The sequence below is a fragment of the Dyadobacter sp. genome (genome assembly GCF_017744695.1).
Lineage (GTDB): Bacteria > Bacteroidota > Bacteroidia > Cytophagales > Spirosomataceae > Dyadobacter.
In genome coordinates this window covers 199,055-218,932 of record NZ_JAGIAS010000012.1, presented here as the reverse complement: position 1 = coordinate 218,932, position 19,878 = coordinate 199,055, and the positions used below count along the sequence as shown (strand labels likewise).

The following is a 19,878-nucleotide window of genomic DNA, read 5'->3' as shown; positions in this document are numbered from 1 at the left end:
CCTATCGATTCAAGCGCCCTTTTTTACCTCCGTATCACACTATACATACAAATCCCTATTTGAAGAGAATTCGAATCAATTGTGTTCATTTTCTAACTATAAACCACTCGCCAAATGAAGAAAAATCTATTAGTGAGGGCGCTTTTACTGCTTATGGGAGTGCTGTGCTATGGGGCGGCCATAGCGGTCAACATCTCGGGTACTGTCTGGGTCGATACCGACAACGACAAGGTTGTCGACGCCGGCGAAACCAGTACCAATTTCGGCGGCACGATGTACGTCAATGTTGTGAATGCGTCCGGCACAATCATCGCGTCCACCCAGGTAGGTTCCGCGGGTGGCTATTCATTTGCCGGCCTGCCCAACAATTTGACAGGTTACAAGCTTGTGTTGACGAACACTGCTACCAACCCAAAAGGGGGACGAGTACCCGGCATCTATTACGTGGCCGAAGATGTGGTCGGATCCAATAACACGGCCAACCAGGCCAATGCGCCCCTGTTAGGCGAGATCGCATTGACGAATCAGGCTACCAACATGACAAACCAGAATTTCAGGATGGGTTGGCAGGGGGCATTCGGCTGCCTGGACGGCATCGCCTACCAGATCGCAATTACCAGCGGGGCAACGGAGTCTTCGCTTTTCAGTTACAACGTCAGCTCCGGAGTACGTACTCAGATCGGTAACATTACGCCGTATAGCATGAACTCCCTGATTTATAGTACCGCAGCCGACAACTTCCTTTGGGCGACACTGGATAATTCGAACGACATCGTACGTATCGGATCGGGAGGGGGTACTGTTGTTTATGACATCGCTAACCTGCCAACGGGAACCTACTATGTGGGCGTAGAATTGCCCAACGCCTATATGATGATTTACAGCACATCGGATATCCAATTTTTCGTGGTGGATGTAGATCCTTCGCGGGCTACATATCTCGAACTCGTGGACCCGGCTAACGGGTATGCCTTGAAAACTGGCCCAAGCTATGGTATTCCGGTCTCAGCCGCCTTCAATACCTCGGACATGGCCTATCTGGCCTCCACCGGCCTGGGCTATGGCATCAATACTTCCGCGCAGATTACGACGATCAACCCCGTGACCGGTGCCGTTAGTGTCAATGCAACCGCCGTAGCGGGGTTGCCACCTGCTGCGTACGGTGGTATGTTCAGTGATAAGGCAGGCAAATTATATGCATTCAATAATTCTACGGGTGGTTTCTACCGCATAGACCCGGTTGCCAATACGGCCACTCTTCTCTCTACCAGCGCGCCGGGCGGAGGAAACGACGCGGCAAGCTGCCCTAACGCATTTGTGGAATGTGATACCGACATTCCGGTGGTACCAGGCGACGTGACGCTTTGCCCGGGTACTCCAACTACCTTCACAGTCGCACCGGACGGCAACGGCCCTTTTACCTACCAGTGGCAGCAAAGCACTAATGGCGGTGGGACGTGGGTGAATATGCAAACCATTCCGTTTTCCGGAGCCAACGGCAGCTATTCAGGTGGCGGTACCGCTACGCTCACTGTAACACCGTCAACTACCGGCTGGAACAACTATCGCTATCGCTGCGTGATTACGAGTAATCTTTGTACGACAAATTCTTCATCTGCCACGATGAACGTGTTTGCCGTTCCCGGCGCTCCTACCTTGCGGGTCGGTACCGAGGCGCCCATATGCCCGGCAACGACCTACGACCTGAACCGATTGGTAATAGGCACCCCGCCAGCGGGCAGCACCCTGCGTTTTTATACCTCCAACACCCCTTCACCAGCTACATTGGTTGCCGATCCGGCGCATGCGCCCGCAGGCACGTATTACGCCCGTTTCGAAAACGACGGCTGTTCCGGTCCGGTAAGCCAGCCGATTACCATTACTGGCTGCCTTACACCGTTCTCCTGTGAAAACGGCGTGGCCTACCAGGTAGCCGCAGCAGCCGGTGAGCCGGTTTCCTCGCTTTACGCATATAATGTGACCGATGGCACCCGTACGCTCATTGCCCCGTTGAGCGAGACGGTCAATTCGCTCATATATAGCGAAGTAGATAACACGCTTTGGGCGACTAAAAACGGGACCGGTACGATTGTGCGGATAGATGCAGCAGGGACCCTTGTTGAATATGCTATTCCAAATTTGCCGACGACCAATTATAATGTCGGGACTTCGCTTCCGGGCGGTTATATGCTGATTTACACCTCTAACCAGCCTAATTACTATGTGATCGATATCAATCCCGCCCGAGCCAGCTATCTGCGCCTGGTGGACCCCGCTAACGGCTTCGCGCCTCAGACAGGCCCGACATATGGCAAGGCAGTCAGTGCGCCGATTAACGTAGCGGACTTGGTTTATGAGCCCGTAAGCAATCTGATTTACGGTGTGGAAAGTGTTACCGCACGGCTCATCACGCTGAACCACCTCACCGGGGTGACCACCTTGGGATCCGTAGTCGCAGGTTTGCCAACGGGCACAACATTCGGCGCCGTATTCGCCGATCCCTCCGGCAAATTGTATGCTTTTGCCAACGACCCGGGAACATTTCACCGCATTAACCCAACCGCGGCCACATCCACACTGCTTTCGACCAGCATTACCTCCAATAGCAACGACGGGGCCAGTTGCCCGAATGCAATTCTGGAAAACCTGCCTTTCGACTGCACGGATGGTATTACTTACCAGGTGGCCGCTGCTGCCGGCGAGCCGGTATCGACTTTATATGCCTATAATGTCGGCACGGGTGCACGTACCGAAATCGCTCCGCTGCCGATGACGGTCAACTCGCTGATCTATAACTCCGCGGATAACATGCTATGGGCAACGAAGAACGGTACCAACAGCATTGTACAGATCGATCGTGAGGGTGGTACGGTGGAATATCCGATCGCCAACCTGCCGGCATCCGGCAACTTCAATGTCGGCGTAGAGTTGCCTAATGGTTATATGATGGTTTATCAAACCGGTACACCGAGCTTCTACGTCATCGATGTCGACCCGAACCGTCCATCGACTTACCTGAAACTGGTTGACCCAACCAATGGCTTCGCGCTTCAAACCGGGCCAACCTACGGCGTGGCATTGAGTAGTACTTTCGGAGGGTCTGATTTTGCCTACCTGCCTTCGACCCAACTGGTCTACGGATTCACTACCGACGCCCGCATTTCGACGATCAACCCGCTCACAGGAGCTGTTACCACAGGCGCGACGCCGGTGTCAGGCCTGCCCGGCAACAGCGGTTTCGGAGCTGTTTTCGCAGATGCTACCGGTAAGCTGTATGCATTCCACAACGAGTCGGGACGTTTTTACAAAATAGACCCGGTAGCCAATTCGGCCAGCTTTATGTCGACCTCGATCCCGTCTAACAGCAACGACGGCGCCAACTGCGTCACCGCGACCCTTTGCGATATTGAACTTACGCAACCCGATCCGCAAATGCAGACCACGCAGCCAGGTAAGCCCGCTTCATTTACAGTGGAAGCAACCGGTACCGGCACGCTGCGCTATCAGTGGCAGGTCAGCACGGATGGCGGTAATAACTGGACAAACCTGGCCCCGGGCGGCGTAACCGACGCCAACGGGACCTATTCGGGCGCGGCCACCGATTCATTGTCGCTTACACCGGCCACCACCGCCTGGGATGGCTATCAATATCGTGTCATCGTCGATAGCGACAGCGATATCTGCACACTTACTTCGGCATTGGGGACGCTGTACGTCAAGCCGCTGCCTGTCACACTGGTATCATTCAGTGTAAAAAAGGAGGGAAGCAGTGCGAAGGGTATTTCCGTCCTGAACTGGGCTACCACCGAAGAAACCAACAGCGACCGTTTTGAGATCGAGCGCAGCAGCGATGCACGCAAGTGGATAAATATCGGTGTAAAAGCATCGCATGGAGAAAGTGCATCGCTGAAACGATACGATTTCATCGACAATGCACCTGCCGAAGGGATCAACTACTACCGTTTGAAAATGGTCGATAAAGATGCCACATTCGCTTACAGTAGCATTCAGCGTGCGGAGTTCGACGTCTCCGGATTATTGGCCGCTTATCCGAATCCGGCAAGCGATCGTTTGAAAATCACAGATTTCGCACGGGTCCGGAAAGTGACTTTACACAATGCAACGGGGGTAAAAGTGTTGGACAACCCGTCGGTACCAGCGGAAGGGCTGGATATCAGAAAACTGGCTGCCGGCATTTACTCCGTTACACTCACATTCGATAATGGCGTCCAGCGTGTGCAGAAAGTCATGATCGTAAGGTAATCAGGCGATAGCATGTTAACACAAGATGGCCATCTCATTGCGGGATGGCCATCTTGTGTTAAATCATTAACCGGACTAATGCGCTACACCGCGGATACTTTCCAGTAAAGTTCGACGGAGTCGTTGACCTGCATTTTTTGAAAGATCCGCTTCTTATAGGTGCTCACCGTGTTATCCTTCAAGTGCAGGCGCGCGGCGATCTGCCTCGTGGACCCTCCCTGGACTAAAAGCTTCATGACAGCGTTCTCCTGTTTTGAAAGTTTCTCTGTAAAATCCAGAGAGAAAGGGTGCCAGTGGTTAGCAGGCAGGTAAGGTAAATACAGTGATTGCAGCTCCATACTCAGGTATTTACCGCCCGCCAGAACCGTCAAAATCGCTTTCGACAGCTCCTCTATGGAGCATCTCTTGGAAACAAACCCGGAAGCTCCGGCTTTTAAGAAAGGCAATGCAAAAGTCTTTTCTGGAAATGATGAATAGAATAGAATTGGCGCATCCGGTTGATAGCAAAGCAATTCGGCTATCACTCCGAGTGTTTTGGTTTTGCCACTATTGATCTCCGTAATAACCAGGCCGAATGTCCTGGTTTTCAACAATTGCAGCGCGGATTCGAAATCTGTTGCCTCATATGGCCGGTAACCGCCGGGCAGTGTCTTTAAAAAATCCCGCATTCCGAGGCGGAGCGTGGTGTGAGGGTCGATGATAAGTACATTCATTGTAGCAGATCTGCAACAGAGCCAGGCAACAGCAATTACGCTCCGATAAGTGTCATAGGATATTTTCGTAAAGGTATCCGAGCAAGCCAAGCCGGAGTATCGTGATATCACACCGCGCTGTTAGAAATTTTTCGAGAGGGGGCTATTAAAATGCAGGTGGAATCCGCACGACAACGAGCATTTCGATCCTTCACATTCAGGTATTCCAAAATGACTCGCACCAATGCACCTTATCGAAATATTACTATTACCTTGTACTAGGCTATTCGCTAATTTTGGTTTTCAATAAATCCTTATGAAGCAAATCCTCATCGTTGACGACCACTTCCTGACCGGTCTGGGTCTTGAACTATTGATTAAGAAAGTGATTAAAAAGTGCTCGGTATATATGGCCGGGAATTTTGAGGCGGCATCGCGGAAGTTGAAAGACCAGCGGATCGACGTGATGCTGCTGGATCTGGGTATTCCTGGCGGGCATGCATCGGAAATGATCCAGACTTTTCTTAAAGTTCAGCCGGACCTGAGAATCCTTGTCTGCAGCGGGAGGGACGAGCTCGTCAATGCACCCGGATGCATTCATGCGGGTGCATATGGTTTTCTTCCTAAAAATGCCCCGGATACGGAGGCGCAGACAGCGGTTGAAATGGTTGTACAGGGCAAGAAATATATCAGTGACCGTGTGCAGGCCAAAATTGTGGATGATTTTATGTACGGGCAAAACAGTGCCCTGAATCCGATAGAAACACTTTCGCCGAGGGAAAAAGAGGTAATGGACCTGATGTTGAAAGGATGCACCAGCAAGCAGATCTGCAACACGCTCCGTATTAAGTTCTCCACCGTCAGTTCCCACAAAAACAGGGTGTATCAAAAAATGAGTGTAGAAAACAGTATTGAACTCTTCAAAAAAGTGGAGTACTACACCGACGAGGCGGCCACGCATGATTAAAGGGGGGCGATGATAAGAATATTCCTACGCGTCGATCTTTAAGTTCTGGCAATAAAAATTTGGCGGCCCGAATCTGTGTCGGGCCGTCAAACCGGAATCAATTTTCAACTAGTGCGTGTGCGGTATTTGTTAGCGTTATGGGATACTACTAGTGCGTGAATGGCCGTAGCCTTTTCCTGGATAGCGGGAGGTTCCGGCAATCTACCTCCATCTCGAAACTTTCCATCAAAAGATTCTACATATGGTTTGTCTGTTGGTTTTCCCGGTTTTGAAAAATCCAGAGGTGCGCACTCTTGATTTTCAGAACCTCGGATGTCGGGTTGGTATATACCGACAAATATTTCGAGCCGGTATAGATTTACTCCCATCTTCGGTGTAACGTCGAAAAATTGGTAATCCTTCCACAGGGTAGTGGGTCCAACGGCGAAGTGAAACTGTATGTATAGTGTTATTGCCAGGGAGCCAGCTAATGCAGCTCATTCAGGTGAAGCAAAACTAGGCAGGGTATGCCACACTTTTTGTCAAAGTATTACACGTTAACTTGCAAATTATTATGATAGTGTTTAAGTATGGGAAGAGATTGCTTTCAAACAAATCGAATCCAAAGGCCGACTCGTCAGTCGCCCATTCGGTTGCTTGTTTGATAGATGCGAATAATATAGCTGTGATCAGCTACTTTCGAAATTTGAAATAGTTTGAATGATACTAATTTGCAAAAGAGTCAGTCTGAATCATAATGAACCAATCCATCACGGTAGATAAGGTACGTTTTCCGGTAATCACTTTCGACCGCTTTGCATTTAATGTTGTCCCGGACCTGGATAAATTGACCCGGACTACTTCGGCCGGCCTGGCAAACGGGCTGTTTAAGAATCTGCAAATCATCGATTCCGACGGAACGCTCTATTTCGTTACCGCGGCGACCAAGGTGAAAGGAATCGGACCGTTCTGGGGATATACTATTTTCCTGAACCAAAACATCCGTCTGAATCTGGTTTTGTCAACGGAAACAAGAGAGCTGAAACTGCCTGAGATGAAAGCCAAAGTAATCTCCGCGATTAACAAAAAACGGGATTTTTGGAGCTCCGGCGGCAACGTAAGCAAGATCCGTAGTTTAGTGAATGATGCCGCTTCTATCGAGGACCTCATTCAAAAGCTCGACACTGTTGTTCATGGAAGGCCGACTTATGGCGGATGAGGCCGACCGTCACATTGCCTCCAATTCATTCATAATTGTCTTTGCTGCTAAATCGGCCGTCAGCAAAACGATCTGCTCGGGAGATCCTTCGAACACATTTCGCACCGCGATCGATCGCCCCTCGATCAGAATATGAATGAACATGGTACCGACCGGCTTTTGGGGTGTTTCGCTTCCGCCGAGTGTGGTGAGGCCAGTCACAGCGACCTGAATATCGGAGCTGATCAGGTCGCGGAGGCGAAAAGCCAGCTCCCTGGTTACCTCTTCGGATTCAGGTGTAAACTGCCGGATCAGACCCGGATCGATCCCTAAAACATTTTCCTTCACACAGACATCGTAGCAGACCAGCCCGCCTTTCAGCATACCGCCGGAATCGGCGCACAGCGAAAATTCGGAGGCAAGACGTCCGGCAGTCGCGCTTTCGGCGAAGGCAATGCTTAGTCCCCGGTCTTTCAACATTTTACCGCAGTCAAGTATCAGTTTTGAGGGCATAATCGGATACAGTTAAGCGAGGTCAGGTGCCTGGCGTGGTTTTAGTACAGGTAGTCCAAGGCTTGTCAAACTAAAAAAATGTGCCACCATCTTTTCAAAACCTCTGTCAGCTTTCGATCTCAAAGACCTTAAACCAAGCGGACAACATGAATAAAAAACTTTCTAAAAGCCTCAGTTTAAAAGGAAAGACCGCCCTGATCACAGGATCCAGTCAGGGGATAGGGGAGGGAATAGCGCTGGCTTTCGCAGAGTACGGCGCGGATATCATCCTGCATTACCGGGAGGACCAGGACCAGGTGGCCAATGTGCTGGAAGAAATCGGCGAATTCGGTGTGAAGAGCTCGGTCATCCGCGCCGATTTTTCCAAAACCGGAAGTGTCGCATCCCTGGAAAAGCAACTCAACAAAAAAGTGAAACCCGATATCCTGGTCATCAATGCCTCATTACAAATAGCAAAGCCATGGGAGCAGATTACGCAGCGCGATTTTGATATCCAGATGAACGTGAATGTCAAATCGACGATGCTGCTGATACAACGGTTTTCGCCTTCCATGATCCAAAAAGGGTGGGGGCGTATCATCACGATCGGCAGCGTTCAGCAGGTAAAACCCCATCCCGCGATGCTGGTATATGCGGCCAGCAAAGCCGCGGTGCTGAATATGGTCCGGAATCTGGCCATGCAGCTGGCCGACAAAGGGGTGACCGTCAACAACCTCGCGCCCGGGGTCATAGATACGCCCCGCATCCGCGAGCCGCTGCCCGAGGTGGATGAACGGATCATGAAAAGGCAGGAAACACCGCTGGGCGGCGTCGGAGAGCCGCTGGATTGCGCCGCCATGGCGGTGCTCCTGGCCTCCGACGCCGGAAAGTTTATCACCGGCCAGAATATTTTCGTCGACGGCGGGATGAGCTTGTGAACCCGACCGTTAAAAAAGTTGGGACGTCCCGTTGTTTGCCAGAATAATGCGGATAATGTCCTGACCGAAATCGGAGGCCCTGGCTTGTCCGAAGTTTTTGATTTGTGACAACTGGGTTAGTGTATTGGGCATTTTATCGGCCACCTGCCCCAATACGGTGTCCGACACGATGGTGTACGGTTGGGCGTTTCGCTGTTCGGCGATATGGGCCCGCCATTCGACGAGTTGATCAAAGAGCGCCGCATTAACAGGCTCTTTGCTGCGGCTTTTTCCAGATTTTGTTTCGGCCTTGTCGGAGCGATGCTGGCTTAGCGCACTTTCGGCAATCACAACAAGTTTGTCCAGGCTTGTTGCTTCCGATAGCCTCAAAAAGATGCCTGCTTTCAGCCCGAGGCAGTACGTCAGTCGCGCTGCGGGCAAATGAAAATCAGGATCGGTCACATGCTGATCACATTGGGCAAGCAGATGACCAGCCTCGCGCACAGCTTCGTCGAGTTTGGAGAAGAAATAGCCGATGGCTTTGGTGAGCCTCTCCGGCAGTGCTTCTGAAAGCTGGCTTTGGGACGAGTCGAGGAGCGTCAGCAGTTCCTGTTTGCGAAAACTGGCCGCGACCCTGATCAACTCAGCGTCAATCAGCCTGGATATGGTGTTAGTCCCTTGTTGGACGGACGCATTGAGCGTGTTATTTTCTCTGATAAATCCTAGTACCTGCTCCCAGCATTCCGACAGGATCGTAAAATCAAACAGATCCAGCACGGCCTCCCGCATACTATCATGCCGCATGGCTGGCAATGCTGAGTTGTCGCACGCATTAATGGAGGCGTTTTGCATAAATGCTTTCACGGCAGGTGCTACCATCACACTGGCGGTGCTGACGGGTTGAAGGAGCACAAGGCCTTCCAGCGAGCGGCACCGGCTCAGGGCCACATACACCTGACCGGGTGCAAATGCGGTCCGGACGTCGACCACGAGCTTGTCGAAGGTCAATCCCTGACTTTTATGAATGGTTACCGCCCAGGACAGTCTCAAAGGTAACTGGGTGAATGTTCCCGCAGTCGATTCACTGATTTTTCCTTCCGTCTCGGACAAAGCATATTTCACATTCTGCCAGATCTCGGGAGTTACGATAAAATCAGAGCCGTCATCAAAAAAGGTGACGTGCACACGCCCGTTCTCGATACGCGACACCCGCGCCGCGCGTCCGTTGTAGTATTGCTTTTTCCCGGAGCTATCATTTTTAATAAACATCACGTAAGCCCCTTCTTTGAGGATAAGCTCCTTTTCGGCGGGATACGCTTCGGAAGGAAAGTCGGCGGAAATCGTCGCGCTGAAAAGATGCTCAGGGGCCTGCAATTCGTCGAGCCGTTGTTGGTTGATCTCTTTGACCTTGTTGTTATGCGTGGAAAGTGTGACGTAGTCTGACAGCTCAAAATCCGGCTGGGGTATGTGCCGCGCGTTTAGCGCAGAGAGCGTGTTTTCCGTGACCTTGCCGTCCCTGACGCTGTTGAGGATATCGATAAAAACGGGGTCGCTCTGACGGTAAACACGCGATAGCTCAAAGGTGAGAAAGCCTGAGGTACGCCAAACGATACTGTCGAAAAAATACGGGCTTTTATAAAAAGGGCTTAATATATCCCAGTCGTTGTTGGTGACAGGCGGTAACTGGTAAGGATCGCCGATCATCAGCAGCTGAACCCCTCCGAAGGGCCGTGCCGATGCTCTCACCAGCCGAAGTAGCGCGTCGATGTAGTCCAGGGTGTCGGCGCGTACCATACTGATCTCGTCGATGATCAGCAATTGCATCCGGCGAAGCATTTTCTCGTTCTCCGGGTTGACCGAACGGATTGCCGGCTGGGGCGTGCTTTTTCCACGAACACCCGGCATGAGAGGGCCCAATGGGACCTGGAAAAATGAATGTATGGTGGCCCCGCCGGCATTAATGGCTGCCACGGCCGTCGGGGCTACCACGACCATTTCTTTGGCTACGTTGGCGCGAATATGTTGCAGAAAAGTGGTTTTACCTGTGCCGGCCCTTCCGGTTAAAAAAATGGGCTTGTCGGTCTGCGTCAGGTAATTCAGGATAGTTTGATGATGAAGATCTGGTTGCATGCTGGTTTTTTACCGCAAATTAACCGGAATCCAACCAATTTTATAAATGCTTCGGGAATATCGATTGTGGCTAAAAGTTACTATTTTGACCTGACGTTCCTGAATCAGAACTGTGAATAGGGTAATCCTGATCCCGGGACATCACTCAGCTACTGAATATGCAAAAGATCTACATTACAACAGCCCGTGTCTTAATCCTGATAGCGATTGCCGCAATCCTGATGTTGCTTATTCAATTCAAGCTCCAACATTGGGAGATAGGCGCAACCTTGCCCGTGATACTTGGCGTACTGACGGCCATCGTGTTGTTCGATATGCTATGGAGCAGAAGCAGGGGGCGGAAATGACCAGCTCGTGCGCTGACGGTTGAGACTTTTTATCCGTAAGACTGCACGACAATCCCTCCCGGGAAGGCCTTCACCTCAATCAATTTAAGATAAAGGGGCATCTGAAGGCCCGTGAAGATCGGTAGTCCCGAGCCTAAGGCGACCGGGTGAACGGCCAGGTGATACTCGTCAATGAGCCCTGTTGCAATGAGGCATTGCATAAACTCCGCGCCACCGATCGCCACGATCGGCTTCCCTTCCTCGGATTTAAGTTGCCGGATGCCTTCGGCAAGGTCGCCGTCCATAACCCGCGCCTGAGACCAGGAGTCAGCGGCGGAGGACAATTCCGGGTTACTTGTGTGCCCTGTGCCGATCCCTTTAAATCCATTCCGGGTAAAAACGGCCTTGGGAATTTCATTCATGGGTGCGGCAAACGGGCCGGTCGCGGTCGGCCAGTAGGGGGCCATGGTCTCGAACGATTTCCTGCCCATGATAATCAAGCCGGCCTCGCGGATCTTTCCGACACTCCAGGCCAGCGACTCGGCGTCCCCTGTTTTGAAAAGCCAGTCTTTGCCGCCGTCGGCGTCGCTTACAAAACCGTCGACCGAAACCGACATTTTCATGATTAATTTTCGCATAGCTCAGTGTTTTTTTAACAAATGTACCGAGCTTAAAATCAACGTCCGGTGGGTTAAAACGACAATCCTGAGGGGCGATTGCGACAGGATGAGGCTAAGGTCCTTTTCGTACTTCAATAGGGGATATAGCCGTGTTCTTTCTCTGCCGGCCGCATTTTTTCGCACTGGATCACGAGCTCGTCCGTCATGGCGCCTATTTGTTTCCGATGCTGATGGAGGATTTTGGTGTTGATATTGGAGTCTTCCACCAGGTCGAGTAGTGTCTCATATTCGGCGATGATTTGCCGGTGGGCAACCGCAATCCTTTCGAGGACCATGCGGATGTCCCGTTCCGGGGCCATCATAATGCTTCCGTCGCTGTCCGGACGAAACCTGTCGCCCATGCAGCATCGAAGGCCGTCGTAGAAGTTTGCCATTTCCTTTTTCAGCAGTGAGCAAATCATATAGTCCCTGCTTAGCAACGTTCTTAGTTGAAACGGGATCTCCTCGCGCATCGCAGCTGTCAGTACCAGTTGCTGGGTTTTATAAAGACGCCAAATCTTTACAACCTGTATCACAATCGCTTTCACGTTTTCCATAATCAGTTGATGTTTACATGAATAAGTAATATCTGCCTGACTCACCACTGACGGGGGCGGAATAGGTATTGGTTGAATGAATGTATCCACAATATGCCGGGATTCCAATACGTTACACCGGATAATTGCGCCGTTATTGGAATTATTCTATTATTTTATTTAACATTTTAAATCCGATTTCAAGGATTATTCCAATTTCGAAAAAGGCCCTGATCCCGCATTTGCTACGGGATCAGGGCCTTTTTCGAAGAGATTGGCTTGTCAGTAGTTTAAAGTGAGCCCGAGCCCGAAGCCCATGTCGCTGTCGTAATGGGCTGTGGCACCTACGTTACGGGTGAAAATATACCGGAGGGCAGCCATGTATTCTTTGTCGGTATTGACCATGAGGTTCATCCGCAGGCGACGTGAGACGGGTATATCCATCCTTTCCAGCTGGAAACGCACATTACCGTCGGTGAAAATCTCCGCCTGGGCGGTCACCAGCATCGGCAGCACATAGTTTACACCCGCGCTGAACAGCGCTCTCTGGTCCTTGGTATTTCGCTGGCCGAACAGGTTACTCTCCACCTCATCCATTCCCATTCTCCGGTACCGCCAGTCGAAGCCGATGAAAGGCATCAGCCATTGCATTCTGCCGATGTACCGGCCCAAGTGGGTTTCTACCTCGTAACCGTGGTGGTCGTTATAACCCAGCCTCCATTCGGAACCAATGCTCCAGCGGGTATTTTGTACCATCGCCTGGCCGTCGTTCCCGTTGGTGGCAATGTCGTTTTCAGCCATGAAATGAAACATCCGGTCGTCGGCAAACAGTTTGCGTTGCGCGAACCTTGGGTTGGGTATTTCAGGATTGGCGGGTGAATTCTCGTAGGAAAATATCCCGCCCATACCGCTCATCATGTGGTACAGGATATGGCAATGGAAAAACCAGTCCCCGCTTTCGGTAGCGGCAAATTCCAGCGTATCGGTTTCCATGGGCATAATGTCGATTATATTTTTCAACGGCGCATTGGCTCCCTGGCCGTTAAGTACCCTGAAATCGTGCCCATGCAGGTGCATCGGGTGCCGCATCATGGAATTGTTGTAAATGATCATCCGCACGTTCTCGCCCTTTTTGATCAGGATTTTGTCCCGTTCCGAAACCACCTTGTTGTCCATACTCCACACATAGCGGTTCATATTCCCGGTGAGTGTGAAACGGAGTTCTTTCACGGGCGCATCTTTGGGGAGCGAGGTGTTTTCCGGCGCTTTGAGCATGGCATAGTTCAGCGTGGTGATCGACGACATTGCATTGCTATTGTACCTGTCGGCATGATTGGCGTGGCTGTCGGCCCCGTGTGTTCCGGACTTCTCCATCTGCATGCCGCCCATGTCGGTTTCCTTTTTCCTGCCTTTCAAAGGGCCGGTGATTTCGGGGTACATCACTACATTCATATCCATCTGGTTCAGGCTCATTTTCATGCCCATGTCATCCAGATTGCCGTCCATTTTCATCATCCCGTTCATCATTTTCATCCCTTCGAAATATTTGAGGCGGGGTAATGGCGACGCGAGTTGTCGGATACCCTCACCCAGGTAGAGCGAGGCCGATTTCGTGCGATCCTCCGAGGTAGCCAGAAACTCGTAGGCAACCGGCGCAGCGCCCGGTTTTACATCCGGGATGGTCACGATGACGTCATAGGTTTCCGAAACGGCGATGATCAGCCGGTCCACTTCCACGGGCTCCACGTCGTTACCGTCCGTAGCGACGACGGTCATTTTGCCGCCGGCGTAGGTGAGCCAGAAATAGGTAGAAGCACCTCCGTTGGAAATCCGCAATCGTACCTTATCACCCGGTTTGAATTGGGAGAGCTGGCTTTCATGCTTCCCATTGATCAGAAACCGGTCGTAATACACATCGCTGACGTCCATGGCGGTCATCCGCTTCCATTCGTTTCCTATTTTGGTCTTGAAATAGCCCTGCGCTATCGCTTCGGAATAGCTCTGCGTCGCGCCCTTTTTGATGGCGAACCAGTCGCTGGCATTGTGCAGCATGCGGTGTACATTGTTCGGGTTCATGTCCGTCCATTCGCTGAGGATAATCGGCACGGTCGGTATGGGCAGTTCCTTCTTTTTATTGAGTATCATGGAGCCGTACATGCCTATTTGTTCCTGCAACTCGGTATGGCTATGGTACCAGTGCGTTCCGTGCTGGATAATGGCGAAGCGGTACAAATGCGTCGTGTGCGGCTTGATGGGCATTTGCGTCAGGTTCGGGACGCCGTCGTATTTGTTGGGCAGGAACAATCCGTGCCAGTGGAGCGATGTCTCTTCGTCGAGCTCGTTGTGCACGTAAATTTCAGCGGTATCGCCTTCCGTAAAGGTCAGGGTAGGCATCGGTATCTGCCCGTTTACCGCGATGGCACGTTTGGGCGTGCCCGTAAAATTGACGGTGGTGTCTTTGACATACAAGTCGTACCGCACGACCTTCTGGGCAAACAATGCATGGGAAAAAACAGTAAGGAAAACCGCCCATAAAATTACAGGCGTTATCCGTGGGATTCCTTGAAAATCCTTCATAACAGGTGCGTTAATTAAGAAGAGGCCGTCCCGAAAGTATCGGACCACAATGCCTGTCGGGACGGCTGTTGACTATTTGAGCGTTTCGGTGGTTTTGCCGCAGTTTAACATCTGAGCGCCATAGTACGGGTTTTTAATGGCAGGTACCTGGCTGAGCCAGTTAGCTCCTTTCCCTTCTTTTGCCATGGGGCAATGCTGGTAATAGACTGCCTCCGAAGGTTTTGCGGCCTTGATGACCTTGTACATATTCTCCGAAAGTGAAGAAAAATGGTCGCGTTGGTGGCCTACGTCTTTGGTCTCGGAAATGTGGTCCGCGTCGAAATCCAGGTCTTTCATCACTTTCATCCACACGTTGTGCTGTTCCTGGCCGAGTTCGTTCATTTTTACCTCCTTGATAGCCTTAACCAGACTGGCTGCCTTTGCGGAAGCAGCATTACCGTCGGAAGCTACCAACGCGTCTTTGATCCCGTAATAAGCTTCCAGCACCGGTTTCAGGGGATCGGCTTCCGCCGGTTTGGCTGCGGCGGCGTCCATGGCATGGTGCTCATGCGCGGCTGGTTTTACCTCTGCGGGCTCGCTTTTGCCGGCACGTTCGTAACGGCAGCATGCTTCCAGTTCGGCGTAAGCCTTGTCGGGAGCGAGGTAGCGCTGGTTATCGAAGCCCGCCAACGCGATCTTTTTCAGGATTGCGTCCAACGACGTCTTTTTGCTGTTGTAGGTCACCGAGGCAATGCTCGTTTCTTTGTTCCAGCTCGCTTCGGAAATGTTCTTTTCAAATGCAGCCGATTCGATACGCGCTTCGCATAGCGCACAGGAACCGCTTATTTTCACATTCTCGGTCACCGGATTCTTAATCGCTGCCTGGGATAATAAGGCCGATAGCAATAGCACCATTGCCATCAATATTTTTATTGATTTCATCGGAATAAGTTTAAGCTGTTAATCAGTTTGAATGGCGGGGGAAACGCATTGCGGATTCCCGAATGGGCGCACCTGTGGCTGTCAGGTGCTTAACAGCTTATATTGGGAGGCATCCAAAGCGTGAGATAGACGGGCTTGGGAATAACCTGCCGGAAAAACCACGACATCGTCTTGTCAACCCTGCCAAATGGTTTTTCGGAAAAATCGACGGGCTGAGTTTTCACCGCGAAAGCGGCAGCCGGGTGTGCACAGTCGCAGCCGGATTCGCCGCAGTGATGCATGCATTGTTTGCCATGTCCCGCTTTGTGGTAGTTGCGGCAGGCGTTCCGGGGGGCCTGGACGTGCCTCGTCTCTTTTGTAACGAGGGCGTGTTGGCTACCGCATGCGTAACCCGACCTACCCGAAACAAGCAGGCAAAAGATCGTGAGCACCCATATTAGACAACCTCTCATTTGTACCACAGACGGTTTTTGACCGTACAAAGATCACTGTTTGCCCGCCGGTTTTTCTACATAATTTTTATGCCGTATTACATAATTATGGGATTGAGGAGGGAAGCGCTCAAAAGTTCAAAAAGACATTTAGTAAAACGTCATTTTTGTTCTGCAATACCGTATAATAAGTTATTTGATTATTCGTCGGGGAATTGAAAAACTTTTATCTGGAAATGGCTATTTGATTTGGGAAAATAGCTATTTTTCATGCATCAATTCTTTTTCAAAATATAATTCTGGTTATTATTAATTAAGCCTTATATATTTTGAAAAGAAATACTACTCATCCCTCATTGCAAACTCTATCGCCGTGAAAATTGTCTTTATAATACCTTACTTCGGTAAGCTGCCCTCTAACTTCGATCTGTGGCTAAAAACCTGCAAAGCCAATCCCGAAATCAACTGGTTGATCGTAGGCGATAACGACCTTCCCTCAAATCTGGCAGAAAATGTGAGTTATTTTTATTTTGAGGATATAGCGGCATTGGCCAAATTCATTCAGGCCAGGTTGAATCTCAAAATTAGAATCAACAACGCCTACAAATTCTGCGATTACAGGCCATTGTACGGTGCTATATTTGAAGACTACCTGGAAGGATATGATTTTTGGGGTTTTTGTGATATGGATGTCTTTTTTGGGAGACTGGCTAACTTTCTTACCCCTGAAATTCTGAATAATCACGACATCATTCAACGCTGGGGACATCTTACGCTGGTCCGGAATAATGAAATATGCAATAAACTTTATGAAAAGTGTTTTGATTATTCCACAATGGGATCGGTGCTGAACTGGGATATGAACCAGGGAACGGATGAGCGTATCATGCCCTATGTTGGCCAGAATGCCGGTTTAAGATGTTATTACAATCAAACCTGGATGGCTGATGTCGCTCCGCACACATTCCAGTATCGTATGGACAAGTTGGGAAGCAATAATTATACTTCACAAATTTTTGCCTGGGAAAGCGGAGTGCTTTATCGCTATTTTTTAAATGATGGGCATATACACCGCGATGAATTTATGTATATCCACCTTCAAAAGCGGGATATCGAGATTCTTAACAGGATAACCGGAGATTTTATGATCACTCCCAACGGGGTTTATCAAAAAACGAGGGAAGTAAACCTGTCCGATTTTTTCAGCGACTCCCGATTAAAAGAGCGGTTTGACATGCGCTATAAACAAATGTTCAAAGGCCTGGTCCGAAAACGCGTTTTAGACACGCTTTTGAATGGAAATGTCTTCAAATACCTGATTTATAAGCGATATCTGTCCAATTTGTGGAAACAAACCCCCGATATCACCGTTACCATTCGCGAGCATAACGCAGCGGAACTGGTGACCGAGGAGGCCGGGGTAATAGGCTAGGTCTCGCGATACGCATACTGCCCATTGCAAAATGGATTTACAAACCCGGACAAGTTTCGGGTTTGTTAAACGTAAATGCTTAAAAAAGATCCAGATTGTAAATGATAATATTCTCGCCGGCTTGTGCGAAACGATATTGTGTGAAAGCTTCGTTGATTGCCGTAAAGAAAGGTTTCGAGCAGCCGGGGACCATCCAGTCGTGCAGCTCGATTACAATCACCTTTACTTTGGGAAGCCAGCTCATGTAATTTTCAGAAAACAGTTGCTTCTCAGCGGTTTCAATATCCAGTTTCAGCAAATCTATCTGCTCCCAACCAAATTCATTCATCACCGAATCGATCGTACAGGTATTGGGTTCTCCCGCCACCTCAGCGTCGGCGTCGTCCATTTCCTCTACCACTATTCCCCATTTCCCGACGCCGAATTTATCGGAAATTTTCGCCACGGTCCGGCGGGGCCATATAGCGGCCTGTTTTACATGCACATTGGGGTAATGCTTCGTGTTGCCTATAACAGCAGCCGCATTTTCTGAATCCGGCTCGATGGCTACGATTTGCGCTTTCGGAAATTTAGTGGTGAAGTAAATGCTGGCCAGACCTATATTAGCCCCGCCGTCAATAATTGTTTCGGGCACGAAACCCAGCGGGACATTGTATTCATTTTTAATAAAAACCTGCACAAATACCTTTTCATCCGTTGTTTTGGGCCTTAAATGAATAGGGTATTTTACTTTGGGATGGTTGATCTTCCGGTTGCTCTGCAAAATGCGGCCAATAAAAAAGGAGGTGCCTTTTATGACGCCAAGTTCAGAATGGTACGAGGCCAGCTTTTCGAGATAACGGAACATTTTTTTGATAGGGAAGATATGGATCATAAAGCTGGATCTGTTCTGTTTCTACTGGTTCTCCAAGGGCTTTTTATACGTAGCACCAATCATTTTTTTAATGTCAAACTTGGGCAGTGATATTGTCCGACATATTTCTTTATTCGTGAAAGCGATTATTAGCTATATGGCTTTTTTCGGACAAAGCCTTCCTAATCCAAAATCATTCAAACCGGTAATTCCGCCGATCCCATTCTCCGCCGCCGAAAACGTGGCCTGGAAAGGGATGTCTTTCAGTACCAACGTCGGGTCCATCAGCAGTTTGAACGAAAGCCTGAAATCGCTCAGCGACCAGCTGGGCCAGCTCAACGCGTGGTCGTTCAGCAGTGCCGGCTGGGACACCAGTTGGAGCGGCACCGACGCCTACCGGCAGCGGAATATCAGGAAACAATACCTTGGGATAATCGAAGAGATCAGGAATATGTTTTGAGATATCAAACGAGCTTTCCCGGTACATTGTATTGTTCCGCTGCTCGGGCTAGCTGATCCAGAATCTGCTTTTTGAGGATTCTTGGGCCTAATACGGTGATTTTTGCTCCGAAGCCCAGCAACTCGCGTTCGAGCTCGAAGTTGAGTACGACCCGGATGCTGAAAATTTTGCCCTCTGCGTCGCTGGCGATCAGCTTCTGCGAAGCATGAAGCGGCTTGGTGATTACATAGGGAGCGTGGGCATGCTCAATGCGGAATATAACTTCGGTGTTTCGCTGACCGGCTGTTTTGGTAACACCGATTACGTCATTATAATAAGTGCTGAGGTCGATACCGGTATTCTCCCGATAGGATTCCGACGGCTCTTCACCCAGAAGTTGAATGCGATCGAGCGCCAATGTGAGGAGGGGAGAACGGCGCTGGTGCGATTGACCTAACACAAACCATCGGTTGCGGTATTCCTTAAGTAAGTAGGGACTGAAACAAAAAGTGTTCGCTTGCCTCGCCTTGAAAGATTGATAGGTCATGCATAAAGTCGTTTTAGAGATGATTGCGCGTCTGATTTCCTCAATATGTTCCAATCCTTTCAGGTGATCATTCTTTTCAAAATCGACCACGGGCATGCTGCGGGTGCGGCGCGCGTGGATCTTATCTTCCAGGCGGCTCACCATTTCATTCAGGTCTGCAAAGTGGTTGAATCCTTTGAATTGCCGCAATAGTCCCGATACCTCGCTCAGCACCTTCATGTCCTGGGGAGTAAGCGGAATGTTCGTAATGCTGTAATTTTTGTCTTCGTAGGTGTAATACTTCCTGTCAACCACGATAATGGGCGCCTCATAGCCCAACTTATCACTTCGCATCATTTCAATGTCGGCTTGCACGGACCGCCTGCTGACGCCTTTTCTAATTCCCTCGTATTCATACAAGGCTTCCGAACAAGCTTCGATCAGATCATCCAGCGTCCATTTGCGGAACCGGTTCTGCAAGCATTGATCGATAGTCCGGTAACGGATCAGTGCATTTCGGTTAACAGGCATGTTGAAATT

At 50.1% G+C, this 19,878-nt stretch carries 17 protein-coding genes; 7 read left to right on the top strand and 10 right to left on the bottom strand.

What is annotated here, in order from left to right; genetic code table 11:
- Positions 1-114: 114 nt before the first annotated feature.
- On the top strand, positions 115-4,263 hold the full coding sequence (locus J7619_RS31315; protein WP_291208586.1) for a DUF6923 family protein: 4,149 nt from the start codon (positions 115-117) through the stop codon (positions 4,261-4,263).
- An 83-nt stretch (positions 4,264-4,346) separates the two neighbouring features.
- Here the strand turns inward: J7619_RS31315 and J7619_RS31310 are convergent, their stop codons facing one another.
- Positions 4,347-4,976, bottom strand: coding sequence for a response regulator transcription factor (locus tag J7619_RS31310; protein WP_291208583.1), 630 nt, complete (start codon positions 4,974-4,976; stop codon positions 4,347-4,349).
- Between the two features lie 295 nt (positions 4,977-5,271).
- On the opposite strand from J7619_RS31310, the gene J7619_RS31305 reads away from it, so the two are divergent.
- Positions 5,272-5,922, top strand: coding sequence for a response regulator transcription factor (locus tag J7619_RS31305; RefSeq protein ID WP_291208581.1), 651 nt, complete (start codon positions 5,272-5,274; stop codon positions 5,920-5,922).
- 736 nt (positions 5,923-6,658) lie between these two features.
- Positions 6,659-7,120, top strand: coding sequence for a hypothetical protein (locus J7619_RS31300; protein WP_291208580.1), 462 nt, complete (start codon positions 6,659-6,661; stop codon positions 7,118-7,120).
- Positions 7,121-7,129: 9 nt separating this feature from the next.
- Here the strand turns inward: J7619_RS31300 and J7619_RS31295 are convergent, their stop codons facing one another.
- Positions 7,130-7,612 (bottom strand): CinA family protein, encoded by a 483-nt coding sequence (locus J7619_RS31295; RefSeq protein ID WP_291208577.1) that lies wholly within the window; start codon positions 7,610-7,612, stop codon positions 7,130-7,132.
- Between the two features lie 146 nt (positions 7,613-7,758).
- Between J7619_RS31295 and J7619_RS31290 the strand changes: the two genes are divergently transcribed.
- Entirely contained in the window at positions 7,759-8,529 is a 771-nt protein-coding gene (locus tag J7619_RS31290; protein ID WP_291208575.1) for an SDR family NAD(P)-dependent oxidoreductase, read from the top strand.
- 9 nt (positions 8,530-8,538) lie between these two features.
- Here J7619_RS31290 and J7619_RS31285 read toward each other — a convergent pair whose 3' ends face one another.
- Positions 8,539-10,638, bottom strand: coding sequence for an HRDC domain-containing protein (locus J7619_RS31285; protein ID WP_291208572.1), 2,100 nt, complete (start codon positions 10,636-10,638; stop codon positions 8,539-8,541).
- A gap of 158 nt (positions 10,639-10,796) precedes the next feature.
- On the opposite strand from J7619_RS31285, the gene J7619_RS31280 reads away from it, so the two are divergent.
- Positions 10,797-10,985 (top strand): hypothetical protein, encoded by a 189-nt coding sequence (locus J7619_RS31280; protein ID WP_291208570.1) that lies wholly within the window; start codon positions 10,797-10,799, stop codon positions 10,983-10,985.
- Positions 10,986-11,014: 29 nt separating this feature from the next.
- Here J7619_RS31280 and J7619_RS31275 read toward each other — a convergent pair whose 3' ends face one another.
- The 5 genes from J7619_RS31275 to J7619_RS31255 form a co-directional block, all read right to left on the bottom strand.
- Positions 11,015-11,602 carry a dihydrofolate reductase family protein gene (locus J7619_RS31275; protein ID WP_291208567.1) on the bottom strand — a complete coding sequence of 196 codons (588 nt, stop codon included), beginning with the start codon at positions 11,600-11,602 and terminating at the stop codon, positions 11,015-11,017.
- A gap of 113 nt (positions 11,603-11,715) precedes the next feature.
- Positions 11,716-12,180, bottom strand: a complete 465-nt coding sequence (locus J7619_RS31270; protein WP_291208565.1) for a hypothetical protein — start codon at positions 12,178-12,180, stop codon at positions 11,716-11,718.
- A 261-nt stretch (positions 12,181-12,441) separates the two neighbouring features.
- Positions 12,442-14,736, bottom strand: a complete 2,295-nt coding sequence (locus J7619_RS31265; RefSeq protein WP_291208562.1) for a multicopper oxidase domain-containing protein — start codon at positions 14,734-14,736, stop codon at positions 12,442-12,444.
- Positions 14,737-14,808: 72 nt separating this feature from the next.
- Positions 14,809-15,657, bottom strand: a complete 849-nt coding sequence (locus J7619_RS31260; protein WP_291208560.1) for a DUF3347 domain-containing protein — start codon at positions 15,655-15,657, stop codon at positions 14,809-14,811.
- An 89-nt stretch (positions 15,658-15,746) separates the two neighbouring features.
- Positions 15,747-16,109, bottom strand: coding sequence for a hypothetical protein (locus J7619_RS31255; protein WP_291208558.1), 363 nt, complete (start codon positions 16,107-16,109; stop codon positions 15,747-15,749).
- A gap of 352 nt (positions 16,110-16,461) precedes the next feature.
- On the opposite strand from J7619_RS31255, the gene J7619_RS31250 reads away from it, so the two are divergent.
- The gene (locus J7619_RS31250) at positions 16,462-17,520 is read left to right on the top strand and encodes a DUF6625 family protein (protein WP_291208557.1); all 1,059 of its coding nucleotides are present in this window, start codon (positions 16,462-16,464) and stop codon (positions 17,518-17,520) included.
- 79 nt (positions 17,521-17,599) lie between these two features.
- On the opposite strand, the gene J7619_RS31245 is transcribed toward J7619_RS31250, so the two are convergent.
- Complete coding sequence (locus J7619_RS31245; RefSeq protein WP_291208554.1) at positions 17,600-18,394, bottom strand: FkbM family methyltransferase; 795 nt, start codon at positions 18,392-18,394, stop codon at positions 17,600-17,602.
- Between the two features lie 115 nt (positions 18,395-18,509).
- Here J7619_RS31245 and J7619_RS31240 point away from each other — a divergent pair, with 115 nt between their 5' ends.
- Positions 18,510-18,833: a hypothetical protein gene (locus J7619_RS31240; RefSeq protein ID WP_291208551.1), complete on the top strand. Its 324-nt coding sequence runs from the start codon at positions 18,510-18,512 to the stop codon at positions 18,831-18,833.
- A gap of 4 nt (positions 18,834-18,837) precedes the next feature.
- Here the strand turns inward: J7619_RS31240 and J7619_RS31235 are convergent, their stop codons facing one another.
- A complete protein-coding gene (locus J7619_RS31235) occupies positions 18,838-19,869 on the bottom strand; it encodes a YafY family protein (RefSeq protein WP_291208548.1) in 1,032 nt (343 codons plus the stop codon).
- Positions 19,870-19,878: the final 9 nt, after the last annotated feature.

Coding starts and splice junctions, on each gene's coding strand:
- J7619_RS31315 (WP_291208586.1), top strand. CDS start 115: ATGAAGAAAAATCTATTAGTGAGGGCGCTTTTACTGCTTATGGGAGTG.
- J7619_RS31310 (WP_291208583.1), bottom strand. CDS start 4,976: ATGAATGTACTTATCATCGACCCTCACACCACGCTCCGCCTCGGAATG.
- J7619_RS31305 (WP_291208581.1), top strand. CDS start 5,272: ATGAAGCAAATCCTCATCGTTGACGACCACTTCCTGACCGGTCTGGGT.
- J7619_RS31300 (WP_291208580.1), top strand. CDS start 6,659: ATGAACCAATCCATCACGGTAGATAAGGTACGTTTTCCGGTAATCACT.
- J7619_RS31295 (WP_291208577.1), bottom strand. CDS start 7,612: ATGCCCTCAAAACTGATACTTGACTGCGGTAAAATGTTGAAAGACCGG.
- J7619_RS31290 (WP_291208575.1), top strand. CDS start 7,759: ATGAATAAAAAACTTTCTAAAAGCCTCAGTTTAAAAGGAAAGACCGCC.
- J7619_RS31285 (WP_291208572.1), bottom strand. CDS start 10,638: ATGCAACCAGATCTTCATCATCAAACTATCCTGAATTACCTGACGCAG.
- J7619_RS31280 (WP_291208570.1), top strand. CDS start 10,797: ATGCAAAAGATCTACATTACAACAGCCCGTGTCTTAATCCTGATAGCG.
- J7619_RS31275 (WP_291208567.1), bottom strand. CDS start 11,602: ATGCGAAAATTAATCATGAAAATGTCGGTTTCGGTCGACGGTTTTGTA.
- J7619_RS31270 (WP_291208565.1), bottom strand. CDS start 12,180: ATGGAAAACGTGAAAGCGATTGTGATACAGGTTGTAAAGATTTGGCGT.
- J7619_RS31265 (WP_291208562.1), bottom strand. CDS start 14,736: ATGAAGGATTTTCAAGGAATCCCACGGATAACGCCTGTAATTTTATGG.
- J7619_RS31260 (WP_291208560.1), bottom strand. CDS start 15,657: ATGAAATCAATAAAAATATTGATGGCAATGGTGCTATTGCTATCGGCC.
- J7619_RS31255 (WP_291208558.1), bottom strand. CDS start 16,109: ATGAGAGGTTGTCTAATATGGGTGCTCACGATCTTTTGCCTGCTTGTT.
- J7619_RS31245 (WP_291208554.1), bottom strand. CDS start 18,394: ATGATCCATATCTTCCCTATCAAAAAAATGTTCCGTTATCTCGAAAAG.
- J7619_RS31235 (WP_291208548.1), bottom strand. CDS start 19,869: ATGCCTGTTAACCGAAATGCACTGATCCGTTACCGGACTATCGATCAA.